The following is an 18,921-nucleotide window of genomic DNA, read 5'->3' on the forward strand; positions in this document are numbered from 1 at the left end:
AGTTTGGTTTTAGCGTCGGCGTTGGAGCTTGCTCATCCGGCTCTGCATCTTGGACATTTGTTTCATGCCTCGACGCATTTCGTACATCTGTTTGATCAAGTGGTTGACCTCTTCGACCGACGTACCCGAACCCGCAGCAATGCGTTTCCTTCGCGAACCGTTTATTATATCCGGGTTTCCTCGCTCTTTGCTCGTCATGCTCAGGATGATCGCTTCGGTGCGGTTAATCTGCTTGTCGTTGATGTGCTCCATCGCGTCCTCGGGCAGGGAAGCGGCGAGGCCGGGGATGAGCTTGAGCATCGATTTCATCGACCCCATCTTCTTCATCATGGTGAAGCTCTGGAGCATCATGTTGAAGTCCATTTGGCCCTTTCCGAAGCCTTGCTCCATCGACGCCATGTCGTTGGCGTCGAATGCTTTTTCGACCTTCTCAATGAGCCCAAGCACATCGCCCATGCCGAGGATTCGCTGGGCCATTCGGTCGGGGTGGAAGAGTTCGAGAGCTTCGACCTGCTCACCGACACCAGTAAATCTAACAGGTACGCCGGTCGCTTGGCGGACGCTTAAGATGGCACCGCCACGGGTGTCACCGTCGAGCTTGGTGAAGATTGCACCGGTGATGTTGACCCGGGCATGGAACGCCTCGGCAACACTGACCGCTTCTTGACCGGTAGTGGCGTCCAGGACTAGGAACGATTCGTGGGGGTTTACGGCCTTGTAGATGGCTTCCAGTTCGTCCATGAGCTCGCCGTCGATGGTGGTCCGTCCGGCTGTGTCGACAATCAAAACATCATTGAAGAGATATTTACACTTCGCAAGCGCCTCGGCAGCGATCACCGGAGGCTTCGTGCCGTCCATCTTGGTGAATACCGGAACCCCCACGGACTCGCCGAGAACTTCTAGCTGCTTGATCGCCGCAGGGCGGGCAATATCGCAAGCGGCGAGCATAGGCTTTTTTCCCTGCTCAAGCAGCCATTTGGCTAGCTTGGCGGTGGTAGTGGTTTTTCCCGAACCCTGAAGGCCGCACATGAGAATAACGGTCGGCGGCGCAGATCCCCAGTTGAACTTGACGGCTTCACCGCCAAGCATCTCCTCAAGTTCGTCTTTAACGATCTTGATAATCGTCTGGTCGGCGTTTAGTGATGAGAAGAGTTCTTCGCCAACGGCCTTCTCTTTAACCCTGGCCATGAACTGCTTGGCGACGCCAAAATTGACGTCCGCTTCGAGTAGAGCAACTCGTACTTCGCGGAGCATTTCGTTGACGTCGTCCTCGCTAAGTTTGCCTTTTCCGCGCAAACCGGCAAAAACACCCGAAAGTCTTCGCGTTAAGTTGTCAAACATATAGTTAAGAGTGTACCGACGCTGAAACGTTCAGGTTCTTTGGAACGAATAATACAGTGTTGGCTTCAAAGAAGAAGGGACGCTCAATATGGCCACGGAGAATGTAGAAATGAAGAAAGCCACTTTTTGGATGCTAGGTGTCGCCGCAACCGGCGCCCTTGCTTATGCGCTTGCAAAGAAGCTGCGCGCCACAGAAACTTGCGAACTCGGCAAAAGCTGGGTTGATGCCTGCGATGAGGCAACTAAAAGCTTGCAGTTGAAGCTCGAGACTTATCAGAAGGCTAGCTGATTCTTCTGAAATAGCTTCAAGCGCTAATCCTGTATCTTAGAGTATTCCGCCGAATTCAAACGCCAGCGAAGAGAAACTCAGGGGTCCAGAATTTGGATGGACGCTCCAGCGGATTCCAAAACGCGCCCGGTTAGTGTTCTCGAAGCCGATCATGCTCGAGTAAGACATCCCTTGCGAAGAATAGCCACTGCTCAAATTGCTCCCAAAAATCTTATAAGTGTTGTGCTGGATTCCGAAAGCAATGAAAGGAACTAGAGGCTTCTTTGTCGCGAAAACTTTCGATTCAGATTGTCTTAGGCGATATGGGCTACCAATCGATTGAGTCCACTCGAGACCCAGTGAGTAGGAAAAGAACTCAGACCTGTCGAGGTCAAACAAGTTAATCGGTTCCTCTTGTAAGTCGCGTACTTTGTAGCTGAATCCGAGCTTCCATTGAGTTCGTTCCCCTCTAAGTGAAAAACGGGCCGGCGAGAAGAGATCGATGCCGGAGAAACCTGGGCCGATCACGTCCCGTGTTCGTGAACTGAGCGGCTTTACAATCGTAAAGACTCCAGACGACTCGACGTTGGCGTTCACGTATACAATCTCAATCTCGGGTCGCTCCAAGTTGTCGATCTTGGGAATATCGTTGAGCGTGATCATCTATTCAACTTCTACGCAGCCAGACGACTTACTTCGATATCGCAGGGTACTGATTCATTGCTTTCTGTGAACGAGACCTTTGAACTTGAACTCGAACTCGAACTCGAAAGGACTGCATGCCCGACCTCAAAAGCTCTTCACGATGTCGAATCTAAATCCGCTGACTTTGCCAAATGCGTTACCGGGCTGAACGCCCTGGATTAAGCCAAGTTTCAGCCACATTCCGTCCGACCAACTTCCGTTCTTTAGCAGAGTCGGTCGCTGCAACGGAATAAAGCCTCCAATGTCAAAGGCGGGTTCAAACTGCCTCGTGCCGAACTGGTTAGCTGTTGAAGAAGGGAAGTAGTAGAGGTTCAAACCAAGATTGAACTTCGTGAACCCCGACGCATCAAAAGCCACAGGAATGTTGATACCTGCTGCTCCGTAGATGCCTGAACCGGGATCGGCTCCGCCCGTGGTGTTGGAGTCCACCCGAAGTTGCCGGGTGAAGTAGATCCCGCTCGTAGAGCTAAAGCGCGGCGAGACTTCCCCCTTGTAGTTAAACGGATACTCCGGCCCGAAGAAACTCGTCTTCTCGTATCCGGCCGTTAGCATTTGCGAGGTTCCAAGTTGACTGCTCGCGGCCTGAAGTTTAACGTTTTTCGCCGGAAAGAAATCCAAACCGACGTTCGCCTGCTTGTCTTTCATATTCGTCGACAGCACGCCATTGAGCCTCAATTTCGAATTGAGGGGCATGTTCAGACCGATCTGGTAGACGCCACCGGTAGAGCCGTCAGTAAGTTGAGCTGCGGGCTGAAATCCTAGAAGAGTGAATGAAGATGGCCCTTGGGTGCCCACAGAGTCTCCGTATGTGATGCCGCCCTTGTAGACCTCTTGCCCTCCAAATTCGAGTCTAGGAACCTCCTCGACTGCCTTACCCAGGTAGATGATCAGCTGCTCAGATGGCTCATCGAATTTAACTGCAACCACTGGAATCGATTTCGACAAAGTCGACGCTTTCCAGAACTTCGCGTCGAGGATGTTTAATGGAGCACTCTCTTTGGTTCGATTGTCAACTAGGGGTCCCTTCAACAAACTTGAATGGATCACAACCGCAGCAACACCTGTACTCTCGCTGGCTGGCTGAACCTGAACCAGCTTGAATTGCCTCAAGATCAATGGTGGTTGATAAGATTCTTGGCCACCTCCAATGGTGATTTTTTGCTGAGCAAACACACTTGTAGCCAAACAAAAGCAAACTAGAACTGCGCTACATTTCATAGGAAGCACTATACATCTCAAGCCGAAGCAGAAGGATATGCATACGTTCCGATAATCATTATTATGACTCTTTATGTTGAATCGGAACAGAGTATGCATTTCCTGTTCCGAGTTCCAGCATCTGCTGGGCTATCGAATTCGCTTTTCAGCCAGAGCCAACAAATACTGGCCGTAGTGCGTCTTTTGAAGCGGTCTGCTAATCTCGGTGAGGTGCTGTGCGGAAATCCAGCCTCGACGGAACGCGATTTCCTCTGGACAACACACCATCAGCCCCTGGCGTTGCTCAACAGATTCGACAAACTGAGATGCTTGCAGCATCGACTCGTGCGAGCCAGTGTCAAGCCAGGCGTACCCTCGGCCCATGACCTCAACGCTCATCGAACCCTCTTCGAGGAACAACCGGTTGAGATCAGTAATCTCCAACTCGCCCCTGGCCGACGGCTTGAGGTCCCGAGCCTTGGCGATGACCGAGTTGTCATAAAAGTACAGCCCCGTCACCGCAAAATTGGATTTGGGCGCCTTGGGTTTCTCTTCGAGTCCAATTGCTTTTCCGTTTTCGTCAAACTCGACAACGCCATAAATGGACGCGTCCCTGACCGGATAAGCGAAAACAGTCGCTCCAACCTCCCGCTGATCTGCGTTCTTAAGAAGCAACTCTAAATCGTGACCAAAGAAGATGTTGTCCCCAAGCACTAGCACAGCGGGGTCCTCGCCGACGAAGGAGGCACCAATATGGAAGGCCTGCGCCAGCCCATCTGGCGACGGTTGAACGGTGAATTGAAGAGAAATTCCCCATTGAGACCCGTCCCCCAGCAGGCGCTGGAATGCCGCCTGATCCTCGGGTGTGGTGATGATCAAAATCTCTTTGACTCCGGCCAGCATGAGAACGCTGAGCGGATAATAGATCATCGGCTTGTTGTAGATTGGGCAGAGCTGTTTGCTTGTCCCGAGAGTTACTGGATACAAACGGGTTCCCGAACCACCGGCGAGAATGATGCCTTTTCGCGCCATCAGTTTCGCCCCGCGTAGTTTGTCTCAAGCCATTTCTGATAATCACCGGACTTCACGTCCGCGACCCATGAATCATTCTCTAGGTACCACTGAATTGTCTTGCGGATACCGGTGTCGAAGGTCTCGGTTGGCTCCCATCCGAGCTCGTCCCGAAGTTTTGAGGCGTCGATCGCGTAACGCCAATCGTGCCCAGGGCGGTCAGCGACATACGTGATCAGATGAGAAAGATCGCCCTTCCCCGTTTCTTCTCCCATAAGCCGGCAGATGGTTTTGACAACGTCAATATTCTTCTGCTCAGCGTTGCCGCCAATGTTGTAGGTCTCCCCTTCCCTTCCTCGGTCCACGACCGCCATGATCGCCGAGTTGTGATCGTCCACGTAGAGCCAATCACGAGTGTTGAGTCCTTGACCGTACACGGGCAAGGGCTTCCCTTCTAGGCAGTTCAGAATCATGAGCGGAACAAGCTTTTCAGGGAATTGACGTGGGCCGTAGTTGTTCGAGCAATTCGTGATCGTGACGGGGAGCTTATACGTTCGGTTGTACGCCCGAACCAAGTGGTCAGAAGCTGCTTTTGAAGCTGAATAAGGGGATGACGGATCGTAAGAGGTGGTCTCGACAAAGAAGCCTTCTTCTCCTAGCGAGCCATAGACCTCGTCGGTGGAGACGTGGTGGAAGCGGAAGACTCCTTTCTGCTTTGCGGCCTCCAGAAGGTTAAAGGTGCCGACGATGTTGGATTGAATGAACTCGGCTGGCCCGGTGATGGATCGATCAACATGGGATTCGGCGGCGAAGTGGATGATGACATCCGGTGCGTACTCAGTGACTAACTCCATCGTGGCGGCAAAGTCGACGAGATCCAGTCTTGAGAACTGGTAGTTCGGCGATGCATCGATCGGACTAAGTGAGGCCATATTGCTTGCGTACGATAGCTTGTCGATGCTATGGAAGTGATCGTTTGGTCGCTCTGCGACGTACTTGACCAAAAAATTTGAGCCGATAAACCCCGCCCCGCCCGTGACCAGATACTTCATAAATTGGAAATCCCCATAAATCGTCGGTTTATGCCGCATGAACCTAAACCGGTAAACTACTTATTATGTTCCTTGACGAGGCCATTGTAGAGTTCACCTCGGGAAAAGGGGGCAGCGGAGCGGTTGCATTCCATACCGAAAAGCACGTACCGCGTGGCGGTCCGAATGGTGCTGATGGCGGACGCGGTGGAGATGTCATTCTCATCGCCGAGCGCGGAAAGCGAACGCTATATGACTTCAAGCTCATGGATCACCATGAGGCCGAGAGCGGCGTTCACGGCCTAGGCAACAAGCGGGGTAAGAACGCCAAGGACATCATCATCAAGCTTCCGGTAGGAACCGTGGTGACGAACGTCGAGACAGGCGAGCTGCTGGTTGACCTCACCAAGCACGGCATGAAGTACATCGTCGCCAAAGGCGGGCGCGGTGGGCACGGCAATATGCACTACGTTAATTCGGTGCGCCAGGCGCCAAATTTTGCCGAGAAGGGGGGTCCAGCGGAGAAGGTCAAGGTAAAGCTCGAACTAAAGCTTCTTGCCGATGTCGCCTTAATCGGGCTACCGAATGCCGGGAAGTCGACTTTGATTAGCTCCATTAGTGCGGCGAAGCCCAAGATCGCAGACTATCCGTTCACGACGATCGTGCCAAACCTCGGCGTCGTCAGCTTCCGCGATACCACTTTTACCGTGGCTGACATGCCAGGTCTAATCGAAGGGGCCTCAGAAGGGATTGGCCTTGGTCACCAGTTCCTCAAGCACGTTGAACGTACTCGCGTGCTGGTCCACGTGGTCGACATCCTTCCAATCGACGAAAGTGATCCCGTAGCGAACTACGAGCTCATCGAACGAGAACTAGAAAAATACAGTGAAGAGATCGCGGCTCGCCCACGACTCATTGCGCTCAACAAGATCGACATGGTTCCGGCGGAGTCCATCGCTGAAACAGTTGAGAAGTTCGAAAAGTTTGGTCATCAGATCTTCCCGATATCGGGATTCACGAACCGAGGGTTGACGGATCTTCTGAACGCCATGACGGACGTTGTAGAAGAGGCTCTGCCAGAGAGCGAGATTCCGGTGTTCATGCCCGCACTCGAGAAGCAAGGCGAAGATCATTGGGAGATCATTGAAGAGGAAGATTGCTACCGAGTCGTTGGAAAACGATTGGAACGTATGGTTGCCATGACCGATCTCGAGCGAAAGGACGCGGTTCGCTACATGCAGCGTCGCCTCGAAAGAATTGGAGTTCTGGAGAAGCTCCGGCTGTGCGGAGCTGAGGAAGGCGACACCGTCGTGATCGGCGATTTTGAGTTCTCCTACATTGACGAATCATGAGAATTGGCATTTTAGGCGGGACGTTTGATCCTCCACACTTGGGGCATTTGAGGCTAATCGAGTCCGCTCTCGAAGAGCTTGAACTTGATGAAGTCATTGTTTTGCCTGCAAACAAGAACCCATTCAAGAAGGGTCGCGCGGGTGCCACGCCTCAGCAACGTATGGAAATGGTGAGCTTGCTCGCCAAGCAGAACCCGAAGATCATGGTTAGTGACATGGAGATCACTCGAGGGGGACTCAGCTACACGGTGGACACGCTTGGGGAACTCCAGATGGTTTATCCAGGCGAATACTGGTTCATCATGGGCGCCGATGCCCTCAAAGGATTTGGCGAGTGGAAGAACCCCCAACGCATCCTCCGACAATGCCGATTGGCGGTTGCGGCCAGGGCACCAATCGTTCAAGAAGAAGTTTTATTGGGACTGGAAGACTATGTTAAAGAAAGAGTCGACATCATCGAAATGCCCCTGATCGACGCAAGCAGTACGGACATTCGCCTCAAAGTTCAGCGCGGAATGCCCATCGGAAGCCTCACAACTCCCGAGATCGTCGACTATATTAAGAAGAACAAGTTGTACAAATGACATCACAAGAAACCCTAGAACTGATCCGCAATGCGGCAGACGACATGAAAGCCGAGCGCATCGAAGTGCTTGACGTACGCGCAAAGACCTCCATCGCAGACTACTTCCTAGTCTGCTCGGGAACGTCGGATCGACACGTGGACGCGATCGCCGACCGAGTTGCTGAGAAGCTGGTAGAGCACAAGATTAAGCCCCTGAGAAGCGAAGGAGAACGGAGCGGCTGGATTCTTCAGGACTACGGCGACGTCGTTTTTCACGTCATGAAAGAAGAACAACGGCAGTTTTACGACCTGGAATCTCTCTGGGCCTCCGCTCAGGTAAACACAGACTTGGTGTAATTCTCCATGGATCCGAGCGCACACGTTGCTGAACTGAAAGCCGAAATCGCCCGACTCGGGGCGAAGATCTCGGCTTCCTCGGACAGCGACATTGTTGAAGCTCTTAAGTTCAAAAAGGACGCTATAGAAGCCCAGCTTGTCGAGGCCATTCAAAAAGTCGAGGAAGCGAAAGAACAGGAGACGGCAGAAACTGAACCTGAACTGGAGCTGGCGCCTGACGAGCTCGAGAAACTGATCCGCGCCGCCCGCGCGCACTTTTCAGCCGAGCGAAAGCCTGCCCTTCGCGAAGCGTTGGCTACTTTGGAGAAAGCATCACCAAATCACCCGGACGTTTTGGAACTTAAAGCTGATCAACTGATGGCCGCCAGGGACTTCGTCTCCGCGGTACCCGTGCTGAAGAAAGCCCGAAAGATCGCCCCGAAGAGCAAATCGATCGAGGAAAAACTTGCCCAGGCGAGCCTGAAGGCTGCTTATGCGGGTTCGATCGAATCTCAACTCCGGGCTGGATTATCGGATTCTCCCTTCATCGGCGAAGGCGACATTACAGCTTCACCGACCGCCGCCACCTTTGCGTCACTGTTCCTTCCCGGGTCTGGACACATATTCATCGGCCAAACGGTCAAGGGGATTGCCTACCTTTGCTTTTGGCTCTTCTCTCTGATTCCGCTTCTCATCCTGGTGAAGAATGAATCCGATCGCGGCGGCGGGGCCCGACAGTTCAATTTCTCGATGCCCATGATCGTTTTGGGTTTCGTTGCTGTCATGACCTACATGATTGCGCTTTTCGAGGTCGCTGCCATTGCGAAACGGGGTGGCAGTCGACGAGAACCCCCGAACCGTCCAAAGCCACCTGTGGACTTGCCGTTCGAGTAAACCCGAGCGAAAAAACGGTCTAGCTTCGTTCACGTCGGAGTTCGGCGATGAGGTTTTGCTGACTGACGGTTAACGTGAGATCGCTCCGAGTTCGCTCTAAAACCGCCCGAAGGGCGTCAACCGCACGGCGGAGTCCGTTGGTTAGTGAGTCTGGGAAGTCAAATGTGACGAGTTCTTCGTAGATTCCGTCCATCTGAGCAAGAATTCTCTCCGCTTCGGGCATCTTCCCTTCCCGAATTAGATCCAAGACAAACCGCCGCACCTCGCTGGCGGCCTCACACGCACCGTGGAGATAGGCCATCGTCTGCGCTCCCAGTTCGCTGGGCGATGGCAGTGCTTTGTCCAAAACAATCGCCAGAACGCACGCCGCTTCGACCATTTCCTTCTCGGTATCGTGGAGGTAGGACGGATTGAGATTGGGTTGGGCGGACAACAACTCTCTGACCGCGCCTGCCTCCGCCTGAGCTTCGGCTAGCAAAGCACTAGCCTCATCAAACTGATGCCGATGCACATGCCGGATCGACTTTGCGCTAAGTTGTCCAAGTTTGCGGCACCGTACAAGAACCTGTTCTCTTGCCTCGTGCATCGCTTGCGCGTCCGACCTCAGTTCATCCCAGTGACTCATAGTTATTACAAAATGGAACTAGGTCGGCAACTTGCCGAGTATCTAGACTCATGCGAAGGTTACCACTTGCCCTATCTTCCCTTCTTCTCCTGACGGCGACTGCAGTATTCCCACAGGAGAAGGTCAGACTCGCCCCAGGAGACAAACTTCCCGCACTCAGGGTGGGGGAGTGGCTCAAGGGTGCCCCACCAAAGAACATCAACAAGGGCATCGCGATCATCGACTTCTGGGCGACATGGTGCGGACCGTGCAAGGAGATGATGCCAGAACTGTCCGCGCTCGCCGCCGCTAATCCGGATATCTACGTCGTTGGGCTGAGCGTTTTGGAGCGTGACATCACGTCTGCAAAGCTGCGCTCTTTCGTGGCTGGTATGGGAGACAAGATGAAGTTCAACGTCGCATGTGACAAGAAGGATTTCATCTCGAAGAACTGGATCACTCCAGCTGCAATTAGCCAAATCCCGACTACCATTTTGGCCAAAGATGGAGTCATCCAGTGGATCGGTCACCCCGAGGATCTCCCCAGAACGTTGAGGGCCGTGCGCGAAGGATCGCACGATCTTCCGAAAACGCGCAAGGCTTACGTCGAAACTGGCGACGAGGGACTCCGGGAGCGGGCGTTCAACCAACTCCTCTACGTCGTCGATTCGCAGCTCGATGAACCGAACCCGACCAAGGGTATTCAGGCCTTCGAAAAGCTTAAGACAGACTATCCGAAGTATTGGGGATTAGCATCTGACTGGGAGTTGAAATACCTGCTACGAGCCGATTCGCCAAAAGGTGAAGCTCTCATCGCATCATTGTTTGAGAAGAAGAAATATTTCAAACTCTCCATCAGCCTCACCTATGTAAGATTCGAGAACCAGGTTGCACTGGAGGCTGCGAGGAAGTTGTTGGCCACGGAAGGCATCAAGGACCCCATGGTGTACTTCTTCCTCGCTAACTACTTCGTCGTCTCCAAGCTCAAGACGGAGGCTTTGACCGCCGTCGACTTGGCGACCAAAGCCTACGATGCGAACGGAAAGGACATTCCGGACATTCCCAAGAATATCGAGATGAAGCGAAAGCAAGCCAATGCCCTACCCGGCCTTACATCAACTTCTGTCGATTGAGGCTGACAAATCTGCGCTCGCCGATGATGACGTGATCTAGTAGCTGGATGTCGAGCAACTGACCAGCTTCCTTGATCTTCGCGGTGACCTCGATGTCCTCAGTCGAGGGCTCGGGATCACCGCTTGGGTGGTTGTGGGCCACAATCAGGCTCACGGCGCCCTCGCGGACGGCTTCGCGGAAGATTTCTCGGAGGCCGACGATGGATGCGTTGGCCGTCCCAATATGGATGGTCGCGACCCGCAAGATCACACTCTTGGAATCGAGGTAGATTGCGACAAAGTGTTCTTGCCGTTCATGCCGGAGATCGTCGAGTAGGTCGGCAACATCTTGTGGGTCGGTGATGGTCTCGATCTCTAGTTCCCCTTTGCCGGCAACACCGACTTTTCGGCCCAGAGTAAACATCGCAACGAGCCGCTTGGCAGTTGGTTCGTCTAAGTCGAAAGCACGTTGCAGTTCGTCCGCGGAGAGATCGGCGAACTTTCGGAGCTTCCTCCCAGCTAGCATCATTTCTCGCGAAACCCCAAGCCAGCGGTCAACTTCATCGTCACTCTTGCTCACCGCAAATGCAAGAAGTTCCATCGGAAGCATGGCTTGCATCCCGAGCGTCTTGAGTCGTGCGAGAGTTTCGGATGCCATCTCAATAAGAATAGTCCCGATGCAGGCATCGGGACTATGGTTTTGATTCGAAACTGCCTAGTTAGGCTTTCTTTCGTCGCTTGAGGAGCCCAAGGACTCCGAGTCCGAGAGCAGCCATGCTAGCTGGTTCGGGAACTGGCTGGTTAAGCGAGAAAACATAGAGTTGTCGGTTCGCAAAGTCGGTGACTGCCAGAGTTTGGTTTGATGCGGCATACGAGAAGCCGTAGGCACCGTTTCCGTTCGCCAAACTGAGCGCGGAGCTGTTCATGTCGAACAAGTTCAAAGCGAGGGAACTTCCCGTATTGGAAATGGCCTTTAGAATGGAGGAAGCTGCTTGTCCAGAAGAGCCGGACGTTCTGTCGTTGAAAATCAAGAACGAATTGACTCCTGCCTCGACATAGGCGAGGCTGTTATTATCAACGCCTGTTGTGTAGGTTCCAGGCGTGTAGATAATGGAACTCGAACCTCCGAAGTTGTTATCGGCACTCCGGACAGCTTTGGTAACGGCGTTTCCGTTTCGGGCATACAGGTCTCCGTTGCTGGAAAATGCCATTCCGCGCCATGTGGTTCCACCAGTCACCGGAGCCGCGGTTGCATTGATGATGGCACCAGCGTTCTGGCCGTTTATATATCCACCAGTCGTCTCATCCATCAAGTGACGTCGACCGCCGCCGATCCCGAGATATGCCACCCCTACATTGGATCCGCCACCTAAGAACCCTGGATCAAAACCGACCCCGTTTCCTCTCCGAGTAGCATCTGGAGTGCCGCCGCCCGTCGCCCAATTTAGAGCTCCTGTCGTAGCATTAAAAGCGCGAACACTGTTGACGCTTCCAGCACCATTGTCAAGACTCGCTGCCAGAGTGTTGCCTTTGACAGCAAGTTGAGTGAAACCTCGAGTGTTCGCCGTGCTGAAGACTCCGAATGAAGTACCAAACGCTCCGGCTGATGTGAAATCTGTTGCCTGGTTTAGGCCGTTGAGCGATAAGCTCACCGTTACCGGAGCGATTGCTGTGTTCGCTGTACCACCCGCAGCGTTGTAGCCTCCGACGTAGGCTGTGGAACCGTTCCATGCCACGGCGCTCGGATTTGATCCGATGAATTGAGCATTCGCCCCCACTGCGGTGGAGGACAAGTCAACCTGTCCAACCATGTAGAGGTTAACTTGAGAAAGTGCCGATGCGGAAAGACCACCGAGTGCCAAAAGGAGACTGCTTCGTCTAAACATAATCAAAAACTCTTCAAGGAACGCCCTTGATACACTGATTATCCCGAAAACCTAAAGCAAAGTGTTAGATTCACTACCAGGTTTTCAGCCTCGTACAGGAATAGGCTGGGCAATCTTCAGCCCACCTTCGGGCTCAACCCACTTGTGATCAGCCTTAAGCAATTCAATGAGCTCCTCAACCCCACGCTCCTGCGGAATGTTGTTCTTTACAACGTCACGTTTCCGGTAGAGGGTGATCTTCCCTCCGGCCGCGCCCACGTAGCCATAGTCGGCATCCGCCATCTCGCCCGGGCCGTTTACAATGCAGCCCATGACGGCAATATCCAAGCCGACAAGATGCTTCGTCGCCTCTCGAACCTGATTCAAAACGATTGGAAGGTTGAACTTTGTTCGCCCGCACGATGGACACGCAATGTACTCGACCTTGGTTTTCCGCAAGCCGAGGGACTGGAGGATGTCGTAGCAAACTGGAATCTCATTCTTCGGATCCTCACTAAGGCTAACTCGAATCGTGTCTCCGATTCCCTCCATCAGCAAAGTCGCGATTCCAGCCGTGGACTTGATTCGAGCGTATTCGCCATCCCCCGCTTCGGTTACTCCCAGGTGCATCGCGTAGTTCATTCCTTCCTCCGCCATTCGCTTTACCATGAGGCGATTCGCGGCGACCATGACGGGAACTCGCGAAGCTTTACACGAGATATTGAGGTTTGTATAACCGTGCTTTTCGCAAAGCCGAAGATATTCGAGTGCTGACTCCACCATTCCATCCGGGGTATCTCCATAGGTCACTAGCAACCGCTCGGAAAGGGAGCCGTGGTTCACGCCGACTCGCATCGCCCGGTCGAACTTCTTACAAGCCTCGATGACGGGAACCAAGCTGTCCTCGATGGCGGCAAGTTCTTGTGAGGATTCGTCCGAGGAATAGGCCAGTTCCTCTCGCAACCGAGCAACCTCGTCTCCTTCCCTTCCGCGAACGTCAACTGCGTCACCCACCGCTTTCTTCGCTCGCGACCCGTGTCTTACAAAAACGAACAGCCCAGGATTAAGACGAATCTCGTCGACATGCTTCGCAGCTTCGACAGCAATGTCGGTCCCTTGGTGGTGAACGTCAGCGGTGAGAGGCACATACTGGTACTGCTCCGTCACCTTCGCTCGTATGGCTTCCAAACACTCGGCTTCGCCAAGAGAGGGGGTTGTCACCCGAACCAGTTCGCAACCCGAACGGTGGAGATCAATAATCTGCTCGACACATGCCTCGACATTTCGAGTCTCTTCAGTGATCATCGACTGAACCATGACCGGGTGTCCGGCGCCGATAGTCAGTGGCCCGATACGGCATGGGGTCGTCTTTCGCCGAGGATAGGTCGTGTCGAGATTCATAGGCCTATCCATAGTTTGACACGTCCCAAGTTTTCTCTTCTTTGATAAAATCTTCTTCCAAATCAAACGACAGCGGCGTATATTGAAAACAAGACGACGCCGTCCCCGAGGTTCCCTTTGCTGGGTAACCACCACGGGCACCCCGGTCTCGACGCCGCCCTAACGATAAATCCTTGCAAAAGGGGGAAAACTAGGTGCAGCGATATACGCCCGAAAACATCAGAAACATCGCCGTTGTTGGTCACGGAGGTTCCGGAAAGACCATGCTCGTGGAGCACATGCTCTACACCGCAGGCGCCGCCGATAGAGTCGGCTCAGTCGAAGCGGGAAACACCCAAAGCGACTACGACCCGCTTGAGATCAGGCGCAAGATTTCCTTATCTTCTTCTGTTCTGCCGATTGAATGGCAGAACACCAAGGTCAACCTGATCGACGTTCCGGGATACCCAGATTTCATTGGTGAACTCCATTGCGTCGCCCGGGCGGTCGAAGCGTTCATATTGGTTGTTGACGCAAAGCGTGACCTCGATGTAGGGTTCGAACTCGCCTGGGAAGTTGCCGAGGAGTACGGACTCGCCAAGTGCATTTTTGTAAACAAGCTCGAGCGAGACAATGCCGACTACGATGGCTTAATGGAGACCCTGCACGAGCGCTACGGCCGAGCAGTCGTCGGAGTCCAGCTGCCAATCGGCCACCAAGCCGCCTTCTCCGGAGTACTCGACTTGCTGAGAATGAAGGTCTACAGAGGCAAAGATCGGGGAATCGAGATCGAAGACATCCCGAGTGGTTATGCCGACGATGCTGCGTACCGGCGAGAAAAGATGATGGACGCCGCCGCCGAAGGCGACGACGATCTTGCGATGAAGTACCTCGAAGGCGAGGATCTGACTGAAGACGAAGTCGAGCACGGTCTCCTCGTCGGAGTTGAGCACGGACGGGTCGTGCCAGTCATGCTCGGCTCGGCGCTCAGCGGAATCGGGGTCATGACCCTGCTAGACCATATCGTCCACGAACTTCCATCCCCAACTGATGCCCCGAAGGATGCGATGGGAGTTTCGATTCACAAGTCTGGCGACCCCGCCATTGCAATGAATCAGCCCGATGGACCAGCCGCTGCACTTTGCTTCAAGACAACCGCGGACCCATTCGTCGGAAAGATCAACTTTTTACGGGTCTTCAACGGCACAATCCGGCAAGACGATCACCTGGCTAACGTGAATCGCGAGACTGACGAGAGGATTCACAACCTCTTTTTCCCTCATGGCAAAACGCAAGAACTCGCGCCAATCGTCGGCGCGGGGGACATCTGTGCGGTTGCAAAACTGACCAACACCCACACGGGAGACACTCTGGCCTCCACAAAGACCAAAGTTTTGCTCGAACCAATCCACCTTCCGGAGCCGATCTACCGAATCGCAATCACGCCAGTCACCAAAGCCGATGAAGACAAACTTCCCGGAGCCCTGGCAAAGCTCATGGATGAGGATCCGACCTTCCGGTCATTCCGGGATTCAACCGTACACCAAGAAATTGTTGAAGGCATGGGAGACATCCACCTCGATTCGATCATCGAAAGGTTGAAATCGAAGTTCGGGGTCAGCGTCACGATCAGCGAAGCTAAAGTTGCATTCCGAGAGACGATTCGAAGCAAAGCCAAAGCGCAGGGCCGCCACAAACGGCAGACGGGAGGCAAGGGCCAGTTCGGCGACTGCCATATCGAAGTCGAGCCGCTTGGGCGCGGCGAAGGCTTTGTATTCGAGAACAAAGTTGTAGGCGGAGCAATCCCCAAGAATTTCATTCCGGCAATCGAGAAAGGGATTAGGGAGGCAATGGAGCACGGCTTCGTGAGCGGAAACCCCGCAACAGACTTCAAGGTCACCGTCTACGACGGCTCATATCATGATGTAGATTCCAGTGAGATGGCATTCAAGACCGCAGGAGCACTGACAATCCGCGAGGCTTTTGGCAAGGCCGACGCGGTCGTTCTGGAACCGATCCTAGAAGTAGAAGTGGACGTCAACGACGAGAACGTTGGCGACGTCGTCGGTGATCTTAATGGGCGCAGAGGCCACTTACTCGGAATGGATCCCATCTCAGCGGGAAAGAGCCGAATCCGGGCGACGGTTCCCATGGCAAATATGACCAAGTACGCCTTAGAACTCAGATCTATTACTAAGGGACGCGGCCGCTTCCGTCAACACTTCGCCCACTACGCGGAACTTCCCTATCCGGATCAGCAAGCGTTGGTCACCGAGTACGCGAAGCACCGGGCAGAAGGGGCGGAGGTGCACTGAGCTGGTTGGATGTTGAAAGACGGTAATTGGCGGATCAAAAGAATCCATCGGAAGCTAACTTCCGACTTTCAACTTCCGGCGCCAATTCACGCTGCTCTTGCGCCGCCCATCGCCTCGTCGGCGGCGTCAACTTCCACCATGATCTGAGTGGACACGGCATCGATCTTTTCTTGCTCGAGTCCGAGGCTGGAGAGATATGCTTCGCCATTCTCGCAGCCAGGAAGTCCGGGCATGGCCGGAAAACCGCAGTGATACGCTAGGTGGTTTGCAGCGGCAGCCACAATTGTTGACTGCGTGGTGATTTCATCTTCTTCCGGCGTGTCGTGGTATTTGATGACGTTAGCCATCATCGGAGTCAGTTTCCATTTGTCGGCTAGGTAGCCGCCTACTTGAGTGTGGTCAAATCCGTTAACCATGAGTTCCGCCTCGCGCAGAGGAATTCGCTTCGCGCTTGCGGTCTGCACGGCTCGTACCAGCTCGGGCTGAGCAAATCGATCCATTGTCAAGATCCCGATGTCGTGCATTAATCCTGCAACGTACATTTCTTCAGCGAGCCCAATGTTGACGTAGCGCATCAATCCCCTTGCACCAATCCCTACTGCCAATGAGTGGCGCCAAAGAGCTAGGTGATCAAACGCTGGACGCACATGCTTGCCCGATAAGATCTGTTGATAAGCAAGCGAAATGGCAATCGAGCGTAAGGTGTTCATTCCGAGCACGCTGAGTGCACGGTTGACGGTTGTGACGGATTTCAATCCGTACATCGACGAACCCGCAACCCTCAAGACCTTCGCAGCCATTGCTGGGTCCTGCTCAATGATGTGCTCTAAGCTTCTGGAAGATATATTGGGGTCTTCGTAGAGCTTCAGAATCTGAACTACGACAGTTGGAAGAACTGGCAGGTTCTCGCTTCGAGATATTTTGAGAATAAGCAGCTGAAGGTCCACGAACTGATTTAAGTGTTGGTTGATCGGAAGCAGATTCTTAGGCGGTACACCAAATCCAGATTCAGGGAACACCATCTTTATCTCGACTCTCGGCACATTATTGAACCCAGATCGTTGATTCGTGCCCTGTTCGTTGCCTATTTAGTAGATATAGCGGTCCGAGGTTTCCCCAAATCAGGCATGACGGCACACACTTGCTGGTGCGTGAATCAATGTGGTTGAACTTCGACCTAAACGATTTGCAAGGCTATACCTGCAGTCACTCGAATCGACAGATCCAATTGAACTGGCATGAATCGTTACGTGGATGGATTCCTATGGAGCTGCCTGGTACGGCGAGATAGCAATAAGCAAGTCTCAACTCCAAAAGCAAAGAAGCGTCAATACGAATTGAATCGGGTGGGAATCGCGATGCCCTACGCGTAGTCGTGCTTCTAGAGCAATGCTACTTCTAAGATGTATGATTTGGCTCGGAACTCGATCAATTTTTACGGCAAGTCCTACAAGGTTTTCACTTTTCACGATGTGAACCTCATAGTATCGAACGCAGGTCACTAGTTTCTTCGACAAATTTTCGCCTGACCGTTTGGGTGTTGCTCCAGATTTGGGCGACGAATATTCGCAACAGACCTAGTGACTTGAGCGTCATATACTCATATAATTGAAGGTGATACGATCATGGCAGACTTCTACCAAATACTAGGTGTTCCGAGGGGAGCGGATGAGAAAGAGATCAAATCCGCTTATCGCAAATTGGCTCGGAAGTATCACCCCGACGTCAATCCGGGCGATAAATCAGCTGAAGCAAGATTCAAAGAAGCAAGCGAGGCCTACGAGGTTCTGTCTGATCCAGAGAAGAAATCCCTCTATGATCAGTACGGCTCGAACTGGGAAGCTGTGCGAAACAATCCAGGCGCAGCGGATTTCGGCGGCGCGGATTTCGGCGGAATGGGGGGATTCGGATCAATTTTTGAGCAGTTCTTCGGTGGCCAGGGCGGCGGTGGATTCCGAATGCAGGATTACGACGCTGCGCAGCCACGCGACATTGAGCGAGAAGTGGAGATTTCCCTCGAAGACATTGATGCGGGCACTACCCGTACGTTGACTTACCAAACCATGGATGCCCAGCGCACTCGTGGCGACATTGCCACCGTGCCAACTACCAAAAAGGTCGAAGTCAAAATTCCTGCAGGGATTCCGGATGGGAAGAAACTGCGGGTTCCTTCAAAGGGACATGCGGGAGCGAACGGACGCGCCGGCGATCTTTACGTGCTGATCCGCTGGGCACGAAACGACAAATTCCGAATGGTGGGTGAGCACCTAGAAACCGATGTCCAGGTGTCTTACACCATCGCTGCGCTCGGAGGCGAGATCAAAATTCCCACCCTTCGGGGTGTTGTTTCGATGAAGATTCCACCTGGAACTCAAAGTGGACAAGCTTTTCGGCTGTCAGGTCAAGGGATCTCCAGAATGTCTGGTGGCCGAACTGATTTGATGGCCCGAATCAAGATCACTGTACCGAAAAGTCTTTCGGAACACGAACGACAGTTGCTCTCCGAGCTTCGTGACCTGGAGGTTTCGAAATGAGACAAGAGAACCAGCCGGTCTACATGATCGGCGTTGCCGCGCAACTCTGTAATGTTCACCCCCAAACTCTGCGGCAATATGAACGGCTGGGTTTGGTGATTCCGTCTCGAGCAGGAGCAAAGAACCGCTTGTACTCAGAGCTCGACATCATGCGAGTTCGACGCATCCAACGGCTTACTCAAGAGTTAGGCGTAAACCTTGCGGGGGTAGAAATTATTTTACGGCTGCTCGATGACATGGAAGAGATGCGGAATGATATGGAGCAGCAGATGAACGAGTATGCCGCCGAAGCGGAAAGGAGAATCACCGCAATGTTCACGAACTCAAACATGCCGATCAGAAAGGATGAATCTCTCCTTCCCGTACCAAATGTGATTATCCGAAATCGCAGCGAGCTATAACTCGATTTGA

At 53.2% G+C, this 18,921-nt stretch carries 20 protein-coding genes; 10 read left to right on the top strand and 10 right to left on the bottom strand.

Annotated features, from left to right (window positions below; genetic code table 11):
- Positions 1-9: 9 nt before the first annotated feature.
- On the bottom strand, positions 10-1,341 hold the full coding sequence (ffh, locus tag WCK51_13195) for a signal recognition particle protein (GenBank protein MEI7577843.1): 1,332 nt from the start codon (positions 1,339-1,341) through the stop codon (positions 10-12).
- A gap of 109 nt (positions 1,342-1,450) precedes the next feature.
- On the opposite strand from ffh, the gene WCK51_13200 reads away from it, so the two are divergent.
- On the top strand, positions 1,451-1,630 hold the full coding sequence (locus WCK51_13200; protein MEI7577844.1) for a hypothetical protein: 180 nt from the start codon (positions 1,451-1,453) through the stop codon (positions 1,628-1,630).
- A 36-nt stretch (positions 1,631-1,666) separates the two neighbouring features.
- On the opposite strand, the gene WCK51_13205 is transcribed toward WCK51_13200, so the two are convergent.
- The 4 genes from WCK51_13205 to rfbB all read right to left on the bottom strand — a co-directional run bounded on the left by WCK51_13205 (position 1,667) and on the right by rfbB (position 5,574).
- A complete protein-coding gene (locus WCK51_13205; protein ID MEI7577845.1) occupies positions 1,667-2,272 on the bottom strand; it encodes a hypothetical protein in 606 nt (201 codons plus the stop codon).
- A 126-nt stretch (positions 2,273-2,398) separates the two neighbouring features.
- On the bottom strand, positions 2,399-3,259 hold the full coding sequence (locus WCK51_13210) for a hypothetical protein (protein MEI7577846.1): 861 nt from the start codon (positions 3,257-3,259) through the stop codon (positions 2,399-2,401).
- A gap of 402 nt (positions 3,260-3,661) precedes the next feature.
- Positions 3,662-4,546, bottom strand: a complete 885-nt coding sequence (gene rfbA / locus WCK51_13215; GenBank protein MEI7577847.1) for a glucose-1-phosphate thymidylyltransferase RfbA — start codon at positions 4,544-4,546, stop codon at positions 3,662-3,664.
- Positions 4,543-5,574 carry a dTDP-glucose 4,6-dehydratase gene (rfbB, locus tag WCK51_13220; GenBank protein ID MEI7577848.1) on the bottom strand — a complete coding sequence of 344 codons (1,032 nt, stop codon included), beginning with the start codon at positions 5,572-5,574 and terminating at the stop codon, positions 4,543-4,545. Before rfbB ends, rfbA begins: the two co-directional genes overlap by 4 nt.
- A gap of 65 nt (positions 5,575-5,639) precedes the next feature.
- Between rfbB and obgE the strand changes: the two genes are divergently transcribed.
- From obgE to WCK51_13240, 4 genes are read left to right on the top strand one after another with little or no spacing between them, the layout of a single operon-like run.
- Positions 5,640-6,905, top strand: coding sequence for a GTPase ObgE (gene obgE / locus WCK51_13225; protein ID MEI7577849.1), 1,266 nt, complete (start codon positions 5,640-5,642; stop codon positions 6,903-6,905).
- The gene (nadD, locus tag WCK51_13230; GenBank protein MEI7577850.1) at positions 6,902-7,489 is read left to right on the top strand and encodes a nicotinate-nucleotide adenylyltransferase; all 588 of its coding nucleotides are present in this window, start codon (positions 6,902-6,904) and stop codon (positions 7,487-7,489) included. Before obgE ends, nadD begins: the two co-directional genes overlap by 4 nt.
- The gene (gene rsfS / locus WCK51_13235) at positions 7,486-7,827 is read left to right on the top strand and encodes a ribosome silencing factor (protein MEI7577851.1); all 342 of its coding nucleotides are present in this window, start codon (positions 7,486-7,488) and stop codon (positions 7,825-7,827) included. The genes nadD and rsfS overlap by 4 nt, the downstream gene beginning before the upstream one ends.
- A 6-nt stretch (positions 7,828-7,833) precedes the next feature.
- On the top strand, positions 7,834-8,700 hold the full coding sequence (locus WCK51_13240; protein ID MEI7577852.1) for a hypothetical protein: 867 nt from the start codon (positions 7,834-7,836) through the stop codon (positions 8,698-8,700).
- Positions 8,701-8,719: 19 nt separating this feature from the next.
- Here WCK51_13240 and WCK51_13245 read toward each other — a convergent pair whose 3' ends face one another.
- Positions 8,720-9,325, bottom strand: a complete 606-nt coding sequence (locus WCK51_13245; protein MEI7577853.1) for a haloacid dehalogenase — start codon at positions 9,323-9,325, stop codon at positions 8,720-8,722.
- Between the two features lie 50 nt (positions 9,326-9,375).
- On the opposite strand from WCK51_13245, the gene WCK51_13250 reads away from it, so the two are divergent.
- A complete protein-coding gene (locus tag WCK51_13250) occupies positions 9,376-10,437 on the top strand; it encodes a TlpA disulfide reductase family protein (protein MEI7577854.1) in 1,062 nt (353 codons plus the stop codon).
- Here the strand turns inward: WCK51_13250 and radC are convergent.
- From radC to ispG, 3 genes are all read right to left on the bottom strand, one after another.
- Positions 10,415-11,074, bottom strand: a complete 660-nt coding sequence (gene radC, locus WCK51_13255; GenBank protein ID MEI7577855.1) for a DNA repair protein RadC — start codon at positions 11,072-11,074, stop codon at positions 10,415-10,417. The genes WCK51_13250 and radC overlap by 23 nt on opposite strands.
- A 61-nt stretch (positions 11,075-11,135) precedes the next feature.
- Positions 11,136-12,302, bottom strand: a complete 1,167-nt coding sequence (locus WCK51_13260) for a PEP-CTERM sorting domain-containing protein (protein ID MEI7577856.1) — start codon at positions 12,300-12,302, stop codon at positions 11,136-11,138.
- A gap of 84 nt (positions 12,303-12,386) precedes the next feature.
- Positions 12,387-13,694, bottom strand: a complete 1,308-nt coding sequence (gene ispG, locus WCK51_13265; GenBank protein ID MEI7577857.1) for a (E)-4-hydroxy-3-methylbut-2-enyl-diphosphate synthase — start codon at positions 13,692-13,694, stop codon at positions 12,387-12,389.
- Positions 13,695-13,876: 182 nt separating this feature from the next.
- On the opposite strand from ispG, the gene fusA reads away from it, so the two are divergent.
- On the top strand, positions 13,877-15,976 hold the full coding sequence (gene fusA / locus WCK51_13270) for an elongation factor G (GenBank protein MEI7577858.1): 2,100 nt from the start codon (positions 13,877-13,879) through the stop codon (positions 15,974-15,976).
- An 86-nt stretch (positions 15,977-16,062) separates the two neighbouring features.
- Here fusA and WCK51_13275 read toward each other — a convergent pair whose 3' ends face one another.
- Positions 16,063-16,923 carry an HDOD domain-containing protein gene (locus WCK51_13275; protein MEI7577859.1) on the bottom strand — a complete coding sequence of 287 codons (861 nt, stop codon included), beginning with the start codon at positions 16,921-16,923 and terminating at the stop codon, positions 16,063-16,065.
- 291 nt (positions 16,924-17,214) lie between these two features.
- On the opposite strand from WCK51_13275, the gene WCK51_13280 reads away from it, so the two are divergent.
- The 3 genes from WCK51_13280 (at position 17,215) to WCK51_13290 (ending at position 18,911) form a co-directional block, all read left to right on the top strand.
- A complete protein-coding gene (locus tag WCK51_13280) occupies positions 17,215-17,349 on the top strand; it encodes a hypothetical protein (GenBank protein ID MEI7577860.1) in 135 nt (44 codons plus the stop codon).
- A gap of 252 nt (positions 17,350-17,601) precedes the next feature.
- Complete coding sequence (locus tag WCK51_13285; GenBank protein ID MEI7577861.1) at positions 17,602-18,510, top strand: DnaJ C-terminal domain-containing protein; 909 nt, start codon at positions 17,602-17,604, stop codon at positions 18,508-18,510.
- Entirely contained in the window at positions 18,507-18,911 is a 405-nt protein-coding gene (locus WCK51_13290; protein MEI7577862.1) for a helix-turn-helix transcriptional regulator, read from the top strand. Before WCK51_13285 ends, WCK51_13290 begins: the two co-directional genes overlap by 4 nt.
- The last annotated feature ends 10 nt before the right edge of the window (positions 18,912-18,921 follow it).

It is taken from the genome of Armatimonadota bacterium (assembly GCA_037138755.1).
In the GTDB taxonomy this organism is placed as follows: domain Bacteria; phylum Armatimonadota; class Fimbriimonadia; order Fimbriimonadales; family Fimbriimonadaceae; genus Fimbriimonas.

Coding starts and splice junctions, on each gene's coding strand:
- WCK51_13240 (MEI7577852.1), top strand. CDS start 7,834: ATGGATCCGAGCGCACACGTTGCTGAACTGAAAGCCGAAATCGCCCGA.
- radC (MEI7577855.1), bottom strand. CDS start 11,074: ATGGCATCCGAAACTCTCGCACGACTCAAGACGCTCGGGATGCAAGCC.
- WCK51_13285 (MEI7577861.1), top strand. CDS start 17,602: ATGGCAGACTTCTACCAAATACTAGGTGTTCCGAGGGGAGCGGATGAG.
- WCK51_13245 (MEI7577853.1), bottom strand. CDS start 9,325: ATGAGTCACTGGGATGAACTGAGGTCGGACGCGCAAGCGATGCACGAG.
- ispG (MEI7577857.1), bottom strand. CDS start 13,694: ATGGATAGGCCTATGAATCTCGACACGACCTATCCTCGGCGAAAGACG.
- WCK51_13205 (MEI7577845.1), bottom strand. CDS start 2,272: ATGATCACGCTCAACGATATTCCCAAGATCGACAACTTGGAGCGACCC.
- ffh (MEI7577843.1), bottom strand. CDS start 1,341: ATGTTTGACAACTTAACGCGAAGACTTTCGGGTGTTTTTGCCGGTTTG.
- obgE (MEI7577849.1), top strand. CDS start 5,640: ATGTTCCTTGACGAGGCCATTGTAGAGTTCACCTCGGGAAAAGGGGGC.
- rfbB (MEI7577848.1), bottom strand. CDS start 5,574: ATGAAGTATCTGGTCACGGGCGGGGCGGGGTTTATCGGCTCAAATTTT.
- WCK51_13200 (MEI7577844.1), top strand. CDS start 1,451: ATGAAGAAAGCCACTTTTTGGATGCTAGGTGTCGCCGCAACCGGCGCC.
- WCK51_13250 (MEI7577854.1), top strand. CDS start 9,376: ATGCGAAGGTTACCACTTGCCCTATCTTCCCTTCTTCTCCTGACGGCG.
- nadD (MEI7577850.1), top strand. CDS start 6,902: ATGAGAATTGGCATTTTAGGCGGGACGTTTGATCCTCCACACTTGGGG.
- WCK51_13280 (MEI7577860.1), top strand. CDS start 17,215: ATGAATCGTTACGTGGATGGATTCCTATGGAGCTGCCTGGTACGGCGA.
- WCK51_13290 (MEI7577862.1), top strand. CDS start 18,507: ATGAGACAAGAGAACCAGCCGGTCTACATGATCGGCGTTGCCGCGCAA.
- WCK51_13260 (MEI7577856.1), bottom strand. CDS start 12,302: ATGTTTAGACGAAGCAGTCTCCTTTTGGCACTCGGTGGTCTTTCCGCA.
- rsfS (MEI7577851.1), top strand. CDS start 7,486: ATGACATCACAAGAAACCCTAGAACTGATCCGCAATGCGGCAGACGAC.